This window comes from Conexibacter sp. CPCC 205762 (assembly GCF_030646155.1).
Classification (GTDB): domain Bacteria; phylum Actinomycetota; class Thermoleophilia; order Solirubrobacterales; family Solirubrobacteraceae; genus Conexibacter.
In genome coordinates this window covers 131,563-148,166 of sequence record NZ_JAUTDN010000007.1, presented here as the reverse complement: position 1 = coordinate 148,166, position 16,604 = coordinate 131,563, and the positions used below count along the sequence as shown (strand labels likewise).

Sequence of the window (16,604 nt, the reverse complement as noted above, 5' to 3'; positions counted from 1 at the left end):
CGGGGCCGGCTGCTCGGCGGGAGCCGCGGCGGCGGCCGGCTGCTCGGCGGGAGCCGCGGCGGCGGCCGGGGCCGGCTGCTGCGGGGCGTCGGCGGCGAGTGCGGCGGCCGGTGCGGCGCCGAAGGTCAGGGCGGCGGCGATCCCGAGCAGGCCGGCACGCAGACGACGCCGGCGAGCGGCGGGTCCGACGGGAGGCACGAGGTTCGGGAGGCGATCGTCCATGAGCTGCCAGAAGGAGGCTTCCGTTGATCCTCGGCATCCCAGGAGAAAGCTTTAGCGATTCCGCCGCGAAGTGGCCGCGGAGGCCCCGGAACCCGTCAGTTGGCGCACACGAACGGCGTTCCGACACCCTCCCAAGCGTCCGCTCGGCGATCCACACGCGCCAAACCCGACAAAGTTGAGCGAATCTGTAGAGTTTTACGCGTGACGTCTCGCCTCCTCCGCCTCGCCCCCGCGCTCGCGCTGGTCGCGCTGATCGTGCTCGCGTGGCAGCTGTACGCCGACTCCGGCCGCCTCGCCGAGGATGTCCTGCCGAGCCCCTCGCGGGTCGTCTCGCAGGGCTGGGAGAACCGCGGCGACCTCTGGAGCAACACATTGCCGACGCTGCGCGCGACGCTGATCGGCTTCGGCTTCAGCCTCGTCGTCGGCTTCCTGCTGTCGGTCGCGATCGACTTCTCGGCGATCGTGCGGCGCGCCTTCATGCCGCTGCTGATCGTCTCGCAGACGCTGCCGATCATCGCGATCGCGCCGCTCGTCGTGATCTGGTTCGGCTTCGGCCTCGCGCCGAAGATCCTGCTCGTCGCGCTCGTCACCTTCTTCGCGATCACGGTCAGCTTCAGCGAGGGCTACCGCGCCGCCGAGCCCGAGGCCGAGCAGCTGCTGCGCTCGATGGGCGCGAGCCGCTGGCGCGTCTTCCGCAGCGTCCGCCTGCCGACGTCGCTGCCGTACTTCTTCGCCGGCCTGCGGATCTCGATCACCTACGCCGTCGTCGGCGCGATCTTCGCCGAGTACGCCGGCGCCGAGAGCGGCCTCGGGATCTACATGCAGACGGCGAAGAACTCCTTCCGCACCGATCTCGTGCTGGCCGCGGTCGGCGTCAGCGCGCTGCTGACGCTGACGCTGTTCGCGCTCACCTACGTGGTCGAGCGGATCGCGCTCCCGTGGACGCGCGCATGACCGCCGCCGCCCCCGCCCAGGCGACCGCCACGCCGAAGCTGGAGCTGCGCGGCCTGGCGAAGTCGTTCGGGACGCTGGAGGTCCTGCGCGACCTCAGCCTGCACGCGCACGCGGGCGAGTTCGTCTCGATCCTCGGCCCCAGCGGCAGCGGCAAGTCGACGACCTTCTCGATCCTGACCGGCGGCGAGCGGGCCGACGGCGGCGAGGTCAGCATCGACGGCGACGCCTCCGCCGCCGCGCGCGCCGGCGCCTTCGCCTACATGCCGCAGAAGGACGTGCTGCTGCCGTGGCGGCGGATCGTCGACAACCTCACGCTCGGACTCGAGGTGCAGGGCGTCAAGCGCGCCGCGGCGCGCGCCCGCGTCGCGCCGCTGCTGGAGACGTTCGGGCTCGCCGGCTTCGAGCAGCACTGGCCGGCGCAGCTGTCAGGCGGGATGCGCCAGCGCGCCGCGCTGCTGCGGACCGTCGTGCAGGAGCGCCCGATCCTGCTGCTGGACGAGCCGTTCGGCGCGCTCGACGCGCTCACCCGCACGCAGATGCAGCGCTGGCTGGAAGAGGTCTGGGAGCGCTACCGCTGGACGGTCGTGCTGATCACGCACGACGTGCGCGAGGCGGTCTTCCTGTCCGATCGCGTCTACGTGCTGTCGCAGCGGCCGGCGACGGTCGTGACCGAGGTCGCGGTGCCGCTGCCGCGCCCGCGCACGCTGGAGACGCTCGCCGACCCGGTCGCGGGGCGGATCGAGGCGCAGCTGCTGGAAGCGCTGCTCGGCTGAGCGCGCGGCCAGCGCCGCAGCGCGGCGGCGGGCTCGTCAGTCGTCGAGCACGACGTTCGCGCGCGCGTGCGTGCGCTCGCGCGCGTAGTGAGCCTCTTCCTGCGCGGCCCAGCCGGCCCAGTGCGGCAGGTAGGTCGCGCCGTCGCGCGCGAAGGCGCGGCGTCTGCGCTCGTCCGCCTCCAGCTCGACCCAGACGAGCAGCGAGCAGTAGCCGGCGACCCGCATCGCCCCGGCGCCGACGCCCTCGACGACGAGCACGGGCGGCGCTGCCGGCAGCGGCCACGACGGCCCGTAGGCGGCGGCATGCCAGTCGTAGCGCGGCACCGCGACGCGCTCGCCCGCGGCGAGCGGCCGCAGCACGTCGTCGCGCAGCCGGTCGACGCCGCGCTCGAGCCCGTCCCAGCCGCCGTAGAGGTCTTCCAGCTGGACCAGCGGCGCGCTGCCGAGCGCGCCCGCGAGCGCCCGGCCGAGCGTCGACTTGCCCGCGCCGGAGCGGCCGTCGATCGCGACCACGCGCGTCGCGCCGGCGCGCGGCGGTGTGGCGGCCAGTGCCCGCACGATCTGCACGAGCGCTTGCTTGGCGATCGGCGTCTCGCCGGGCGCTGCGTCGCGTGGCGCTGCCAGGCGCGCGGGCTCGCTCACCCGTGCACCCGCACCCGCTCCGGCACCACCCGCAGCACGACCCGCTCGGCGTCGTCGGGGCGGCCGGTCGTGTCGTGACCGTCGGCGCCGGTGTAGCGGCGCGCCAGCCGGTCGATCAGCGCGACCGCCGCCAGCCCGTCGGCCTCGACGCTGCCGCGTCCGCGGATCTCGACATAGCGGGTCGGGCGCTCGCGGTCGTAGAGCAGGACGGTCGCGCGCGGGCGCGCGCGGAGGTTGACCGCCTGGCGCCGTCTCGCCTTCGTCGCCATCACGAGCGCGTCGCCGTCGCGGGCGATCCACATCACGCACATGTGATGCGTGCCGTCCGGATTCGCCGTCGTGAGGACCGCGAACTCCGGCCGGTCGATCAGCTCGCGCGCCGCCTCCGGCAGCGCGGTCAGCGCGCCCGCGCTCACGCCGCCGCGGCGCCGGCGGCCGCCTCCGGCAGGAAGTCGCCGCGCGTCGCCGCGCGCCAGACGCCGGCCGAGCGCAGCACCCCGTGCTCCGCCAGCCAGGCGGCATAGGGCTCCAGCAGCTCGCGCCGCTGCGCGCCCCACGCGCCCGCGTGGAACCAGCTCGGCGCGACCAGCTCCAGCGAGCGCGCCAGCACCGCCTGCGAGAAGTACGGGATCGTCCGCTCGAAGACGGCCAGCGCGCGCTCCTGGTCGGCGGCGGCCGCGTGGTACCCGCGCGCGGTCACGGCGAGGAAGGCGCGCACCAGCTCCGGCTCCTGCTCGACCAACCGCTCGTGCGTGCCGAGCAGGTAGGAGTGGTACGGCGGCGCGCCGATCTCGTCGACCGGCCAGAAGACCCGCCGCTCCTGCGGCAGCGCGTCGAACAGCAGGTCCCACGCCCAGTAGCCGCCGAACGAGGCGTCGACCTCGCCGGCCTCGATCTCGTCGAAGCCGAGCTCGCGCGCCCCGCTGTCGACGAACGTGACCGCCTCCGGGTCGCCGCCGTCGGCGCGGATCAGGTGGCGCACCATCGCCAGCCCGCGCGGCGTCGGGTTGAACGCGATCGTCCGCCCCTCCAGCTCGCGCGGCCGCGTGATGCCTGTGCGGGTCGTCGTCTGGATCGTCTCCATCGCGCGGTGGTTGACCGCCGCGACGCCGACCAGCGGCTCGCCCTGCTCCCGCCGCACCAGCAAGCGATTGCTCGGGAAGATCGCGAACTCCGTCTCACGGCGCGACAGCGAGGCGAGCGAGTCGCCCCGCAGCGGGTCGAACAGCGTCACCTCGACGTCGAGCCCGGCGTCGCGGTACCAGCCCTCGGCGGCGGCGAGCTGGACGCCGGCCGCGTTCGGCCACGGATGGAAGTACTCCAGCTGGACGCGGACGTGCGCCGGGGTCACTGCGCTCCGCCCGGCAGGTAGTCGTTGGTGAAGTAGGCCGACCAGTCCGGCTCCGCCGTCAGCTTCTTGCCGTCGCCGTCGGCGAGCAGGCCGTTGGAGTAGAGGAACTCGCCGTATCTTCTCCACACCTCGCCGTCCTGCACGCCGATCTGCGTCGTGTCGTCGGCGAAGTAGCCGCCGTCGGTCAGCAGCTGCTGCGACTGCTCGACCAGCGCCGGGTCCTTCAGCGCCTGTCTGTTGGCGGCGAGCAGGATGCTGGCGGCCTCGTCCGGGTGCGCGGCGGCGTAGGCGTAGCCCTCCTGCGTGGCGGCGAGGAACCGTCTCGCGACGTCGCCGTTGGCGGCGAGCCATCTGCCGGAGGCGACCAGCTCGGTCGAGTACTGGCGCGGGAAGCCGTACTGCTCGAGGTCGAAGCTCTTGAACGGCTTGTCGACCAGTCTCGCCTGCACGCCCTCCCACGTCAGCACCGAGATCGTGAAGTCGGCTCTTCTGGCGTAGACGGCGTCGTAGGCGGCGGTCGACAGGGCGACCGACTTGAAGTCGCCCCTGCCGCCGTCCTGCTGGATCACGTATCTCAGCTCGGGCCCCTCGTCGGGCGTGCCGAAGCCGGCGTAGGTCTTGCCATCGAGGTCTCTCGGCGAGGCGATGTCGTCACGGTCGGCGGCGACGGTGATCGCGTAGGCGCCTCTGACGAACGGCGCGAAGATGCCGACGACGTCGCTGCCGGCGGCGCGCGCGTAGGCGATGCCGGCCTGGTAGCCGAAGCCGACGTCGGCCTTGCCGGCGCCGACGAGCTGCTCGGGCGCGGTCGAGGCGTAGGGGATCAGCTTCAGCTTGATCCCCTGTCTGGCGTAGAAGCCCTGCGCCTCGGCGACGTAGACGCCGGTGTGGTTGGTGTTCGGCGTCCAGTCGAGCGCGACCGTCACCTCGGCCTCCTGCGGGGGCGCGTCGGCGGCGGTCGTGGAGCCGGCTGCGGCGGTGGTGCCGGAGCCGTCGTCATCTGAGGAGCCGCAGGCAGTCAGCAGCAGCGGAGCGAGCAGCAGCGCGACGAGCAGCGCCAGCAGACGGGGGAGCCTGGAATGCATCTTCACGGTGACCTCTGGCAGAATCTTTCTAAAGTCGATGAACTTTGTCGAGATTACACGAAGAAGGGCACTCCGGAGATGACTCGCGAGCGGATCCTGCTGCACGGCCTGCGCCAGTCGACGGTCGGTCACACGGCCGCCGGGCTGTGGCGCCACCCCGACAGCCAGGCCCACCGCTACCGCGAGCTGAGCTACTGGGTCGAGACGGCGCAGCTGCTCGAACGAGGCCGCTTCGACGCGCTCTTCGTCGCCGACGCGCTCGGCCCGCTCGACACCTGGCAGGGCTCCGTCGACGCCGCCCTGCGCGACGGCATCCAGACGCCGACTGACGACCCGCTGCTGAGCATCAGCGCGATGGCGGCCGCGACCGAGCGGCTCGGCTTCGCCGTCACCGTCAGCTCGACCTACGAGCGGCCGTACCAGTTCGCGCGCAAGCTGACGACGCTCGATCACCTCACCGACGGCCGCATCGGCTGGAACATCGTCACCTCCGCGCTCGACTCGGCGGCGCGCAACCTCGGCCTCGACCAGCAGCTCCCGCACGACCAGCGCTACCTGCTGGCGGAGGAGTTCATGGAGGTCGTCTACAGACTGTGGGAGGGCAGCTGGGAGGACGACGCGGTCGTGCGCGACGCCGCCGCCGGCGTCTTCGCCGACCCAGCCAGGGTCCATCCGATCGCGCACGCCGGCGAGCACTACCGCGTGCCGGGGATCGCGCTGTCGGAGCCGTCGCGCCAGCGCACGCCGACGCTCTACCAGGCCGGCACCTCACGCGCCGGCCAGGCGTTCGCCGGCAAGCACGCCGAGGGCGTCTTCCTGTCGACCTACGAGCCGGCCGGCGCCCGCGCGCTGGCCGACGGCGTGCGCGCTCAGGCAGTCGCCGCCGGGCGCGACCCGAGCACGCTGAAGTTCCTCTCGATCGCGACCGTGATCGTCGCGCCGACCGACGCCGAGGCGCGCGCGAAGCTGGCCGACTACGAGCAGTACGCGAGCGTCGAGGGCGCGCTCGCGCGCTGGAGCGCGCTGATGCAGCTCGACCTCTCCCAGCTCGACCTCGACGCCCCGCTGGAGCACGTCGAGACCGACGGCATCCGCGGCATGGTCGACCTCTTCACCCGCATCGACGCCAGCCGCACCTGGACGCCGCGCGAGATCGCGCGGTTCGTCGGCGTCGGCGGCGGCGGGCCGCTGTTCGTCGGCTCGCCCGCAACGGTCGCCGACGGGCTCGAACGCTGGATCGAGCAGGCCGGCGTCGACGGCTTCAACATCGCCGACCCGGTGCCGCCGGTCACCTTCCGCGACTTCGTCGAGCTGGTCGTGCCGGAGCTGCAGCGGCGCGGCCGCGTCTGGCGCGAGTACGACGGCGAGACGCTGCGCGAGCGGCTGCAGGGCGCCGGCCAGGAGCGCGTCCGCGACGACCACCCGGCGGCGGCGTGGCGCCGCGCCGGTACGCACGCCTGACGGCGGCGTGGAGACGCGGCTACGCTCGAAAGGTGCCCCGACGTATCCGCTGGACCGATATGCGGTCGCAGCTCGCGATCGACCTGACGCCCCTGCACCACTCGCGCGACCTGCGCCATCTGGTCGCCGGCAGCACGATCACCAGCCTCGGCTCGCAGGCGACGCTCGTCGCGCTGCCGTACCAGCTCTACGTGCAGACCAGATCCCCGGCGCTGACCGGCCTGCTCGGCCTCTTCGAGCTGATCCCGCTGGTGACGCTGTCGCTCTACGGCGGTGCGCTCGCCGACCGCGTCGACCGCCGCCGCCTGCTGCTGCTCGTGCAGATCGCGCTCGTGCTGCTGAGCGGCGGGCTGGCGCTCGGCGCCTACCTCGGCGAGCCGCCGCTGGCGCTGCTGTACCTGCTCGGCGCGCTGCTGGCCGGCGCCAACGGGGTGCAGAACACGGTCCGCGCGTCGGTCGTGCCGAACGTCGTGCCGACCTCGGAGCTGCGCGCGGCGCTGGCGCTGACGTTCGGGCTGACGCAGGCGACGATGGTCGTCGGGCCGGCGCTCGGCGGCCTGCTGATCGCGGCCGGCGGCCTCGGCACCGCCTACGCGGTCGACGCGCTCACCTGCCTCGGCATGGTCGTGACCGTGATCGGCCTCTCGCCGCAGCCGCCGCGCGGCGCCGACGCCGAGGGCGCGGAGCTGGGGATATGGCAGTCGATCACGGAGGGGCTGCGCTTCGTGCGCTCGCGCAAGGCGCTCGTCGGCTCGTTCGCGATCGACCTGTCGGCGATGGCGTTCGGGATGCCGCGGACGCTCTTCCCGGTCCTGTCGCTGACCGTCTACCACGCCGGCGCGACCGGCACCGGCCTGCTCAACGCGGCCGTCTCGGCCGGCGCGGTCGTCGCGGCGCTGACGACCGGCTGGCTGCCGAAGGTGCGGCGGCTGGGCCGGATCGTGATCGTCGCGGTGATCGCCTGGGGCGTCGCGATCGCCGCCGCCGGCCTCGTCCCCTCGCTCGGCTTCGCGATGCTGATGCTCGCGCTCGCCGGCGCGGCCGACTCGGTCAGCGCCGTCTGCCGCTCGACGATCAACCAGACGGTGACGCCCGACCGCATGCGCGGCCGGATGTCGTCGGTCTTCTCGCTCGTCGTGCAGAGCGGGCCGCGCGTCGGCGACGTCGAGGGCGGCGCCGTCGCCTCGCTCACCTCGGCCCGCTTCTCGGTCGTCTCCGGCGGCCTCGCCTGCGTCGCCGCGGCGGCCGCGATCGCGCTCGCCTTCCCCGCGCTCGCCGCCTACGACGCCGAGGTCGCCGAGGCTGAGATGGCCGAGCTGGCGGCCGCCGCCGCTCCCGCGCCCGTCCCGGCCGCCTGAGCGGGCCGGCGGCTCACAGCCGCCGCGCGGCCTCGCCCCACAGCTCGCTGAACGTCGGGAACTGGGGGACGAAGTCCTGCAGGACGGCGAGCGGGACCTGCGCCTTGACCGCGAGCGCGGCGACGTGGATCCACTCGCCGGCCTCGGGGCCGGCGGCCCAGGCGCCGACGACGACCTCGCGGTCGGCGTCGAGCAGCAGGCCGACGCCGCCGAAGAGGTCGCGGCCGTACGTCTCGGTGCGGTCGACGGCCGACAGCGGCAGCTGGACGGAGCGGGTGCGCAGGCCGGCCTGCGCCGCCTGCTCGCCGGTGAGGCCGACGGCGGCCAGCTCGGGCTCGCCGAAGACGACGCGCGGCACGCCGCGGTAGTCGGCGCGGGCGGCGCCGCCGAGCAGGTTGTCGGCGACGACGCGGCCCTGGTAGCCGGCGACGTGGGTGTAGGGCGCTATCCCGGTCACGTCGCCGACGGCCCAGACGCCGTCGGCGGCACGGCAGCGGTCGTCGACGAGCACGGCGCTGTGGTCGTCGGTCGCGACGCCGGGCGGGGTGAGGCCGTCGCTGTTGGGGATCCGGCCGGTCGCGACGACGAGCCGCTCGACGTGGTGGAGGCCGCCATCTTCAAGGTGGACCGCCACGCCCGCGACGCCGTCGGCTGGGTCGCCGTCGTCGTGGACGACGTGGCTCACGCGCGCGTGCGTGCGGACGTCGACGCCGTGCTCGCGCAGCATCCGCAGCGCGTGCGCCGAGAGCTGCTCGTCCTCGCGCGCGAGCAGCCGGCCGCCGCGCTCCAGCAGCGTCACCGCGCAGCCCAGCTCGGCCAGCCACTGCGCGCTCTCCAGCCCGACCGGGCCGGAGCCGAGCACGACCGCCGAGCGCGGCACCTCGCGCATCGCGGTCACCTCGCGGTTGGTCCAGACCAGCTCGCGCCGCAGGCCGGGCAGCGGCGGGACGGCGGCGCGCGAGCCGGAGGCGAGCACGATCTCGGGCGCGCGCAGCTCGCGCTCGCCGACGCGCACGACGCCGCGCTCCGGCACGCTCGCCGCGCCGCGCACGAGCGTCACGCCGGTCGACTCGATCCAGGCCGCCTTCGCCGTGTCGTCGAGGCCGGAGTTCATGTAGTCGCGGTAGGCGCGCACCGCCGGCCACGCCGGTCGCGGCTCCTCCAGCCCGGCGACGTGGCGAGACTCGCTGCGCAACTGCGCCGCGCGCAGCAGCGTCTTCGACGGGATGCACGCCCAGAACGGGCACTCGCCGCCGACCAGCTCCGCCTCCACGACGGCGACCCGGCGGCCGGCCTGCGCGAGCGCCGGGGCGACCGCGCGGCCGCCCGGCCCGGTCCCGATCACGATGCAGTCGAACGCGTCCATGCCCACACGCTACCCGCGCGCGTGGGCTCAGCCGCGAGGCTTCTGATGCATGTCGATCTCGTACATGTCGCCGCGGTAGAGGGAGCGCGCCCATTCGATCACGCGGCCCGTGTGGCGGCGGGTGACGCGGCGGAAGAGGAAGGCCGGAGCGCCCGGCTCGGTCTCCAGCAGCGCCGCCTCCTCGGCCGTCAGCGCGACGGCGCTGGCGCGCTGGCGCGCCTCGCCGAACGTGACGCCGTAGCGCTCCCGCAGCAGGCCGTAGAGCGAGCGGTCGTGCAGCGGCGCCTTCTCCAGCCGCGGGAAGTCGTCGGCCGGCAGATAGACCCACTCGACCGCGAGCGGCACGTCGTCGGCGGTGCGGACGCGGTGGATCAGCACGACCGGCTGGCCCGGCGGACGTTCCAGCGCCGCGGCGACCGCCTCGTCGGCGGCGATCAGCTCCTGCGCGATCACGTAGCCGCCGGGCGTCATGCCGCGCGCGACGATGTCCTCGGAGAAGGAGGAGAGCGAGTCGGTCTGGACGATCCGCGGCGCGGCGACGAAGGTGCCCTGGCGCTCGACGCGGTAGGCGAGGCCGTCGGCGCAGAGGCGGTCCAGCTCGCGCCGGACGGTCATCCGCGCGACCGCGAAGCGCTCCGCGAGGATCCGCTCCGACGGCAGCAGCGCGCCGGGGCCGAGGCCGGCCATCAGCTGCTCCAGCGCCCTGCGCAGCTGCTCGCCCTTCGGCTGCGAGCCGCTGAGCGGGGCGAGCGCGGCGACGTCGGCACGGCGGCGGCTTCCCTCCATGACCGTGGTGTATACCAGCCAACAGGCCAGATCGCCAGCGGATCCGGGCTCCATGCGGACAGTCCGGACAGCAGGTGCTTGACTGGTATAGACCAGAGCGTTACGGTCCGCTCCGTCGGTTGCCCGAGGAGCGGCCGACTGTCTGTCCATCCAGACGGGGAGAAGCCAGGTATGTCGTTCATTCGCACGGGTACCGCCGTGGTGCTGGCCGGCGCGCTCGCGCTCGGCGCCGCCGCCTGCGGCAGCAGCGACGACAACGGTGGCGGCGGCACCGGCACCAGCGCGAGCGGTGGAGGTGGCGACGCGCCCAAGATCGCGCTGCTGCTGCCGGAGTCGAAGACCGCCCGCTACGAGAACCAGGACCGCCCCAGCTTCGTCAGAAAGGTCAGAGAGCTCTGTCCCGGCTGCGAGGTGATCTACGCCAACGCCGAGCAGGACGCCGCCCAACAGCAGCAGCAGGCCGAGCAGGCGATCACCAACGGCGCGAAGGTGCTCGTGATCGACGCGGTCGACGTCAGAGCGGCTGCCGCGATCGCCAACAACGCCAGAACGCAGGGCGTGCCGGTCGTCTCCTACGCGCGCCTGATCGACGGCGCCGACATCGACGCCTACGTCTCGATCGACCCGTTCAGAGTCGGCCAGCAGCAGGGCGAGGCGCTGCTGAGAGCGCTTCCGAACGGCGGCAGCAGAGCGAGAATCGTGATGATCAACGGCTCGCCGACCGACTCCAACTCGGCGCCGTACAAGCAGGGCGCGCACGACGTGCTCGACAGAGCCGGCGTCGACGTGGTGAAGGAGTACGACACGCCCGACTGGAGCCCCGACAAGGCGCAGACGGAGATGGAGCAGGCGATCACCGCGGCCGGCAAGGACGGCTTCGCGGGCGTCTACTCGGCCAACGACGGCATGGCCGGCGGCGCGATCGCGGCGATGAGAGCGAACGGCATCGACCCGAGAACGAAGCCGGTCACCGGCCAGGACGCCGAGGTCGCCGGCCTGCAGCGGATCCTCACCGGCGAGCAGCTGATGACGGTCTACCAGCCGATCAACCAGATCGCCTCGACCGCCGCCGAGCTGGCGGTGCCGCTGGCCAGAGGCGAGGGCGTCCCGACCTCCGTCACGACGACCGAGGTCGACAACAACAGCTCCAGAAGAGTCCCCTCGGTGCTGCTCGACACGATCGCGATCACGAGAGACAACATCCAGAGCGTGATCGTCAGAGACGGCTTCGCGACCGCCGCCCAGATCTGCACCGACGCCTACAGAGCCGCGTGCGACGCGGCCGGGATCAGATAGCGCGATGCCCGGCGCGCGCATGGCCGCCGAGATGGCGGAGCAGCCGGCCGTGCTCGCGCGGCTGATCGCGCGCGCCGACGCGATCGCGGCAGCGGTGCGGGAGCTTGCGCCGCAGCCGCTGCACGGCAGCACGATCGTCGCGCGCGGCTCCTCCGACCACGCCTCCGTCTACGGCCGCTACCTGCTGGAGCTGGCCAGCGGCCGGCCGGTCTCGCTGGCGGCCCCGTCGCTGCACCTGCTCTACGACGCGCAGGTCGACTACACGGGGCAGCTGGCGGTGGCGGTCAGCCAGTCGGGCGCGACGCCGGAGATCGTCGCGACACTCGCGCGCCTGGGCGCGGCCGGCGCGCGCACGCTCGCGATCACCAACGACGGCGCCAGCGCGCTGGCCTCCGGCGCCGACGGCGTGGTCGCGCTGGCGGCCGGCGCCGAGCTGGCGGTGCCGGCGACGAAGACCGTCACCGCCCAGTTGCTGGCGTTTGGCCTCATCGCACGCGCACTCGGGCCGGTGCCGTTCTCCGACGAGGAGCTGCACGCGCTGCCGGCGGCGGTCGCCGCGGTGCTGGAGGACCCGGAGCCGGCGCGCGCCGCGGCGGCGCTGCTGGCCGACGACACGCGGATGGTCGTGACCGCGCGCGGGCTGCTCTACGGCGCCGCGCTGGAGAGCGCGCTGAAGCTGCAGGAGACCGCCGCGATCGCCGCCGACGGCTCCTCGTCGGCCGATCTGCGCCACGGCCCGATCACGATCGTCGAGGCCGGCTTCCCGGTGCTCGCGCTGAGCGCCGGCGACGGCCCGGCCGCCGCCGACGTGGCCGAGCTGACCGGCCTGCTGCGCGAGCGCGGCGCGCGCGTGCTGACGCTCGCGACCGCCGCCGGCGCCGACCTGCCGCTGCCCGCGGTGACCGAGGGGCTGGCGCCGATCGTCGCGGTCGTGCGCGCGCAGCAGCTCGCCTTCGAGCTGGCGCTGCTGCGCGGCCGCGACCCCGACGCGCCCGCGAACCTCAGCAAGGTGACGGCGACGTGAGCGCGGCGACCCCCACCGTGCCGGATGCGACGACCTCGCACCCGGCAGGCGACCTGACCCTGACCGGCGGCCGCGTCGTCACGCCCGAGGGCATCCGCTGGGCCGACGTGACGGTCCGCGGCGGCCGCATCGCAGAGGTCGGCGAGAGCGCCCCGGGGCGGGTCGCGCTCGACGCCGTCGACCTCGGCGGGCGCTGGCTGCTGCCGGGCTTCATCGACCTCCACGTCCACGGCGGCGGCGGGGCGCAGTTCAACACGCGTGACGCCGGCGAGGTCCAGCGCGCCGCCGCCTTCCACGCCCGCCACGGCACGACCGCGCTGCTGGCGACGACCGTCGCCGCCCCGGTCGGCGAGCTGCTCGACGCGCTCGTCGCGATCGGCGCCGCCGCGACGGCCCCGGCCACCGGCGCCGCGCAGGTGCTCGGCGCCCACCTCGAGGGCCCGTTCCTCAGCCGGCTGCGGCCGGGCGCGATGGAGGCCGAGCACTTCCTCATCCCAGCGGAGGCGCCGGAGGCCGTCGACCGCCTGCTCGCCGGCGGGCCGGTGCGCTCGATCTCGCTCGCGCCGGAGCTGCCCGGTGCGCTGGAGCTGATCCGCGCGGCAGCCGCGCGCGGGGTGCTCGTCTCGCTCGCCCACACCGACGCCGACGGCGCCGCCGCGGAGGCCGCGATCGAGGCCGGCGCGCGCGCCGTCACGCACGCCTTCAACGCGATGCGGCCGCTGCACCACCGCGACCCGGGGCTGATCGGCGTCGCGCTCGGCCGCGACGAGCTGACCTGCGAGCTGATCTGCGACGGCGTCCACGTCGATCCGGCGGTCGTGCGGCTGCTGCTGCGGCTGAAGGGGCCGCAGCGGACCGCGCTGGTGACCGACGCGATCGAGGCGACCGGGCTGCCCGACGGCGACTACCGGCTCGGCGACCGCGCCGTCCACGTCCAGTGCGGCCGCGCCACGTTGCCCGGGGCGCAGACGATCGCCGGCGCGACGCTGACGATGGACGCCGCCGTCCGCAACGCCGTCCGCTTCGGCGAGGCGACCGTCGCCGACGCCGCCCGCATGGCCGCCACGACGCCGGCCGAGCTGCTTGGGATCGACGCCGTCAAGGGTTCGATCGCCCCCGGCCGCGACGCCGACCTGGTCGTGCTCGACGACGACCTCTCCTTGCACCGAGTGCTGGTGCGAGGAAGCTGGGTGTAGGGTTCCGCGCGAGCCAGTCGCACCCACCAGCGTGGGTCAGGGAACCCGGTGAGAGGCCGGGGCTGACGCGCAGCGGTATGGGGGACGGGCGAGGCATCTGCCACTGGGCCGGAGACGGTCTGGGAAGGCGCCTCGGCCGGACGATCCCGAGCCCGAAGACCTGCTGGCCCGGATCGTCCACAACGGACCCCGCGCCCGGGTTCCAGATCGAAAGGCCTCGCGTGCGTCCACGCGTCCCCACCGTCCCGCTCCTCTCCGCTGCTGCCGCGCTCGCCGTCGCGCTGCCGCTCGCCGCCTGCGGCGACGACTCGCCCTCCGCGACCGCCGCCTCCACCGGCGCGAGCACGACCACGACCGCCGCCGCGACGACCTACCCCGTCGTGCTCAGAAACTGCGCGCGCGAGGTGCGGGTCGAGCAGGCGCCGGAGCGCGTCGTCTCGGTCAACCAGCCGGCGACCGAGCTGCTGCTGACGCTCGGGCTCGCCGACAGGATGGTCGGCAGCGTCTCCTGGAACGACCCGGTCGCGCCCGCGCTCGCGGCGGCCAACGCGAGAGTCCCCGTCCTCAGCAGAGACTTCGCCTCGTTCGAGCGCGTGCTGAAGACCGAGCCCGACTTCGTCTACGCGACCTTCGACTACTCCTTCACCGACGAGGGCGTCGCCCCGCGCGATCGCTTCGAGCAGCTCGGCGTCGCGACGTACCAGTCCTCCAGCGAGTGCGGTGGCCAGACGGCCCAGCAGGACGCGGCGCTGACGATCGACGACATGTTCGCCGAGATCGGCGATCTCGCGCAGATCTTCGGGATCGAGCAGAGAGGCGCGCAGCTGGTCGAGTCACTCAGAGCGCGGCTCGCGAGAGCGGCCGGCGGCCTCGACGCGAGCGACGTCTCGCTCGCCTGGTGGTACTCGGCGACGAAGGCGCCGTACATCGCCGGCTGCTGCGGCGCGCCCGGGATCGTGACGCGCGCGGTCGGCGCCAGAAACGCCTTCGAGGACAACAGACAGCTGTGGCCGGAGATCGGCTGGGAATCGCTGCTGGAGCGCGACCCCGACGTGCTCGTGCTGGCCGACCTGACGCGCGGCGACGACGGCGACAGCGCGGAGGCGAAGATCAGATTCCTCGAGTCCGACCCGGTCGCCAAGCGCCTGACGGCGGTCCGCGAGAGACGCTGGATCGTGCTCGCCGGCTCCGACATGGACCCCGGCCTGCGCAACGTCGACGCCGTCGAGACGGTCGCCGACGGGCTCCGCAGACTCGGCCTGGCGGGCAGATGAGCGAGCCGCTGCTGCCGGCCTGGGACGACCAGCAGGCGGCGTACATCGCCGATCGCGAGGGCCGTTTCGCGATCATCGCGTCGCTGGTCGAGCTGCACTGCGGGCCGGCGCCGCTGGTCGTCGACCTCGCCTGCGGGCCGGGCTCGCTGAGCGCGCGGATCCTGGCGGCGCTGCCCGGCGCGCGCGTGCTCGGCGTCGACCACGACCCGCTGCTGCTGGAGCTGGCGCGGCGCGAGCTGGCCCCGCGCCACGACGGCCGCCTGACGCTGCTCGACGCCGACCTCGAGGACGCCGGCTGGCCGGCCGCCGTGCGCGCGGCGCTCGGCGGCGCGCGCCCCGACGCGATCGTCTCGACGACCGCGCTGCACTGGCTCTTCCCCGACAGGCTCGTGCGGCTCTATGGCCAGGCGGCCGAGCTGCTGGCCGACGGCGGCGGGCTGCTCAACGGCGACCATTTCCGCTTCGACGGCCGCACGCCGACGCTGCGCGCGCTGGCCGCCGCGCACGACACGGCGACCCAGCAGGCGGCGTGGGCGGCCGGCGCGCCGAGCTGGGACGCCTGGTGGGAGCGGGCGCACGCGATCGACGGCGGCGCCGCGCTGGCCGCCGAGCGGTCGGCCCGCTTCGACCACCGCCCGCCGCCGCCCCCGACCGCGGTCGACCTCCACCTCGCGGCGCTGGCGCAGGCCGGCTTCGCCGAGGCGGGAACCGTCTGGCAGCTGCTCGACGACTACGTCGTGGCCGGCTTCAAGTGACCGCGGCGCGGGCGCGGCCGGCCTCCTCGCGACGCGGCACCGGCCGCGGACGGGGACGGCTGGCCGCGCTCGCGCTGGCGGGGATCGCGACGCTGCTGCTGTCGATCGCGGCCGCGATCGCGATCGGGCCGGCCGACATCGCGCTGACCGACGTCTACGCGGTGATCGGCCAGCACCTCGGCCTCGGCGACGCCGGGCTGTCGCGGATCCGCGAGGGGATCGTCTGGGAGCTGCGGCTGCCGCGCACGCTGCTGGCGGCGGTCTGCGGCGCCGGACTGGCGCTGTGCGGCGCGATCCTGCAGTCGCTGCTGCGCAATCCGCTCGCCGACCCGTTCGTGCTCGGGATCTCCTCCGGCGCCTCGACCGGCGCCGTGCTGGTGATCGTCGCCGGGCTCGGCGGCAGCGCGATCGGGCTCTCCTCCGGCGCCTTCGCCGGCGCGCTCGTCGCCTTCGCGCTCGTGCTCGCGCTGGCGGCGCTGGCCGGCGGCGGCACCGAGCGGGTCGTGCTGGCCGGCGTCGCCGGCACGCAGCTGTTCGCCGCGCTGACCAGCTTCGTCGTCTTCTCCTCCGCCGACGCCGAGCAGACGCGCGGCGTGATGTTCTGGCTGCTCGGCTCGCTCAGCGGGGCCGGCTGGAGCGACGTCGCGCTGTGCGCCGCCGTCTGCGGCGCCGGCCTGCTGCTGTGCATGACGCAGACGACGGCGCTCGACGCGCTCGCCTTCGGCGAGGACACCGCCAGCGCGCTCGGCGTCGAGGTCGGCCGCGTGCGCGTGCTGCTGCTGGTCGTGACCGCGCTGCTGACGGCGGTGCTGGTCAGCGCCGCCGGCGCGATCGGCTTCGTCGGGCTGGCGCTGCCGCACGCCGCGCGGATGCTCGTCGGCCCGCTCCACCGCCGCCTGCTGCCGGCGACCGCGCTCGCGGGCGCGATCTTCCTCGTCTGGGTCGACACCGCCGCGCGCACGCTGTTCGCGCCGCAGGAGCTGCCGGTCGGCGTCGTCACGGCGCTGCTCGGCGTCCCCGCCTTCGCCGCGATCCTCGCGCGGGCGGGCCGGCGGGGCTAG

General features: G+C 74.4%; 16 protein-coding genes, 1 pseudogene and 1 riboswitch. Of the genes and pseudogenes, 10 read left to right on the top strand and 7 right to left on the bottom strand.

The features are described 5' to 3' along the window. Window positions 1-198, bottom strand: a pseudogene (locus Q7L73_RS09430) (2-oxo acid dehydrogenase subunit E2); the annotation flags it as partial. 225 nt (window positions 199-423) lie between these two features. Here Q7L73_RS09430 and Q7L73_RS09425 point away from each other — a divergent pair. Then, the gene (locus tag Q7L73_RS09425) at window positions 424-1,176 is read left to right on the top strand and encodes an ABC transporter permease (RefSeq protein ID WP_304689165.1); all 753 of its coding nucleotides are present in this window, start codon (window positions 424-426) and stop codon (window positions 1,174-1,176) included. Next, window positions 1,173-1,949 (top strand): ABC transporter ATP-binding protein, encoded by a 777-nt coding sequence (locus Q7L73_RS09420; protein ID WP_304689163.1) that lies wholly within the window; start codon window positions 1,173-1,175, stop codon window positions 1,947-1,949. Before Q7L73_RS09425 ends, Q7L73_RS09420 begins: the two co-directional genes overlap by 4 nt. A gap of 36 nt (window positions 1,950-1,985) precedes the next feature. Here Q7L73_RS09420 and Q7L73_RS09415 read toward each other — a convergent pair whose 3' ends face one another. From Q7L73_RS09415 to Q7L73_RS09400, 4 genes are read right to left on the bottom strand one after another with little or no spacing between them, the layout of a single operon-like run. Beyond that, window positions 1,986-2,591 (bottom strand): hypothetical protein, encoded by a 606-nt coding sequence (locus tag Q7L73_RS09415; RefSeq protein WP_304689161.1) that lies wholly within the window; start codon window positions 2,589-2,591, stop codon window positions 1,986-1,988. Further along, window positions 2,588-3,007, bottom strand: coding sequence for a PPOX class F420-dependent oxidoreductase (locus Q7L73_RS09410; protein WP_304689159.1), 420 nt, complete (start codon window positions 3,005-3,007; stop codon window positions 2,588-2,590). The genes Q7L73_RS09415 and Q7L73_RS09410 overlap by 4 nt, the downstream gene beginning before the upstream one ends. Then, the gene (locus Q7L73_RS09405; RefSeq protein WP_304689157.1) at window positions 3,004-3,942 is read right to left on the bottom strand and encodes an ABC transporter substrate-binding protein; all 939 of its coding nucleotides are present in this window, start codon (window positions 3,940-3,942) and stop codon (window positions 3,004-3,006) included. The genes Q7L73_RS09410 and Q7L73_RS09405 overlap by 4 nt, the downstream gene beginning before the upstream one ends. Further along, window positions 3,939-5,027 carry an ABC transporter substrate-binding protein gene (locus Q7L73_RS09400; RefSeq protein WP_304689156.1) on the bottom strand — a complete coding sequence of 363 codons (1,089 nt, stop codon included), beginning with the start codon at window positions 5,025-5,027 and terminating at the stop codon, window positions 3,939-3,941. Before Q7L73_RS09400 ends, Q7L73_RS09405 begins: the two co-directional genes overlap by 4 nt. 78 nt (window positions 5,028-5,105) lie before the next feature. On the opposite strand from Q7L73_RS09400, the gene Q7L73_RS09395 reads away from it, so the two are divergent. Both Q7L73_RS09395 and Q7L73_RS09390 read left to right on the top strand, forming a co-directional pair. After that, window positions 5,106-6,488 (top strand): LLM class flavin-dependent oxidoreductase, encoded by a 1,383-nt coding sequence (locus tag Q7L73_RS09395; protein WP_304689153.1) that lies wholly within the window; start codon window positions 5,106-5,108, stop codon window positions 6,486-6,488. Window positions 6,489-6,520: 32 nt separating this feature from the next. After that, window positions 6,521-7,846 (top strand): MFS transporter, encoded by a 1,326-nt coding sequence (locus Q7L73_RS09390; RefSeq protein ID WP_304689151.1) that lies wholly within the window; start codon window positions 6,521-6,523, stop codon window positions 7,844-7,846. Window positions 7,847-7,859: 13 nt separating this feature from the next. Here the strand turns inward: Q7L73_RS09390 and Q7L73_RS09385 are convergent, their stop codons facing one another. After that, window positions 7,860-9,212: an NAD(P)/FAD-dependent oxidoreductase gene (locus tag Q7L73_RS09385; RefSeq protein WP_304689149.1), complete on the bottom strand. Its 1,353-nt coding sequence runs from the start codon at window positions 9,210-9,212 to the stop codon at window positions 7,860-7,862. A gap of 27 nt (window positions 9,213-9,239) precedes the next feature. Beyond that, on the bottom strand, window positions 9,240-9,998 hold the full coding sequence (locus tag Q7L73_RS09380; protein ID WP_304689147.1) for a GntR family transcriptional regulator: 759 nt from the start codon (window positions 9,996-9,998) through the stop codon (window positions 9,240-9,242). Window positions 9,999-10,169: 171 nt separating this feature from the next. On the opposite strand from Q7L73_RS09380, the gene Q7L73_RS09375 reads away from it, so the two are divergent. From Q7L73_RS09375 to Q7L73_RS09350, 6 genes are all read left to right on the top strand, one after another. Next, window positions 10,170-11,294 carry a substrate-binding domain-containing protein gene (locus Q7L73_RS09375; RefSeq protein ID WP_304689144.1) on the top strand — a complete coding sequence of 375 codons (1,125 nt, stop codon included), beginning with the start codon at window positions 10,170-10,172 and terminating at the stop codon, window positions 11,292-11,294. 4 nt (window positions 11,295-11,298) lie between these two features. Next, window positions 11,299-12,318, top strand: coding sequence for an SIS domain-containing protein (locus Q7L73_RS09370; protein ID WP_304689142.1), 1,020 nt, complete (start codon window positions 11,299-11,301; stop codon window positions 12,316-12,318). Next, window positions 12,315-13,514, top strand: a complete 1,200-nt coding sequence (gene nagA / locus Q7L73_RS09365; protein ID WP_304689139.1) for an N-acetylglucosamine-6-phosphate deacetylase — start codon at window positions 12,315-12,317, stop codon at window positions 13,512-13,514. Before Q7L73_RS09370 ends, nagA begins: the two co-directional genes overlap by 4 nt. Further along, window positions 13,512-13,697, top strand: a riboswitch (cobalamin riboswitch). Its footprint overlaps the gene before it by 3 nt. 38 nt (window positions 13,698-13,735) lie before the next feature. Further along, window positions 13,736-14,788, top strand: coding sequence for an ABC transporter substrate-binding protein (locus Q7L73_RS09360; RefSeq protein WP_304689137.1), 1,053 nt, complete (start codon window positions 13,736-13,738; stop codon window positions 14,786-14,788). Then, window positions 14,785-15,543: a trans-aconitate 2-methyltransferase gene (locus Q7L73_RS09355; protein ID WP_304689134.1), complete on the top strand. Its 759-nt coding sequence runs from the start codon at window positions 14,785-14,787 to the stop codon at window positions 15,541-15,543. The genes Q7L73_RS09360 and Q7L73_RS09355 overlap by 4 nt, the downstream gene beginning before the upstream one ends. Continuing rightward, the gene (locus tag Q7L73_RS09350) at window positions 15,540-16,604 is read left to right on the top strand and encodes an iron ABC transporter permease (protein WP_304689128.1); all 1,065 of its coding nucleotides are present in this window, start codon (window positions 15,540-15,542) and stop codon (window positions 16,602-16,604) included. The genes Q7L73_RS09355 and Q7L73_RS09350 overlap by 4 nt, the downstream gene beginning before the upstream one ends.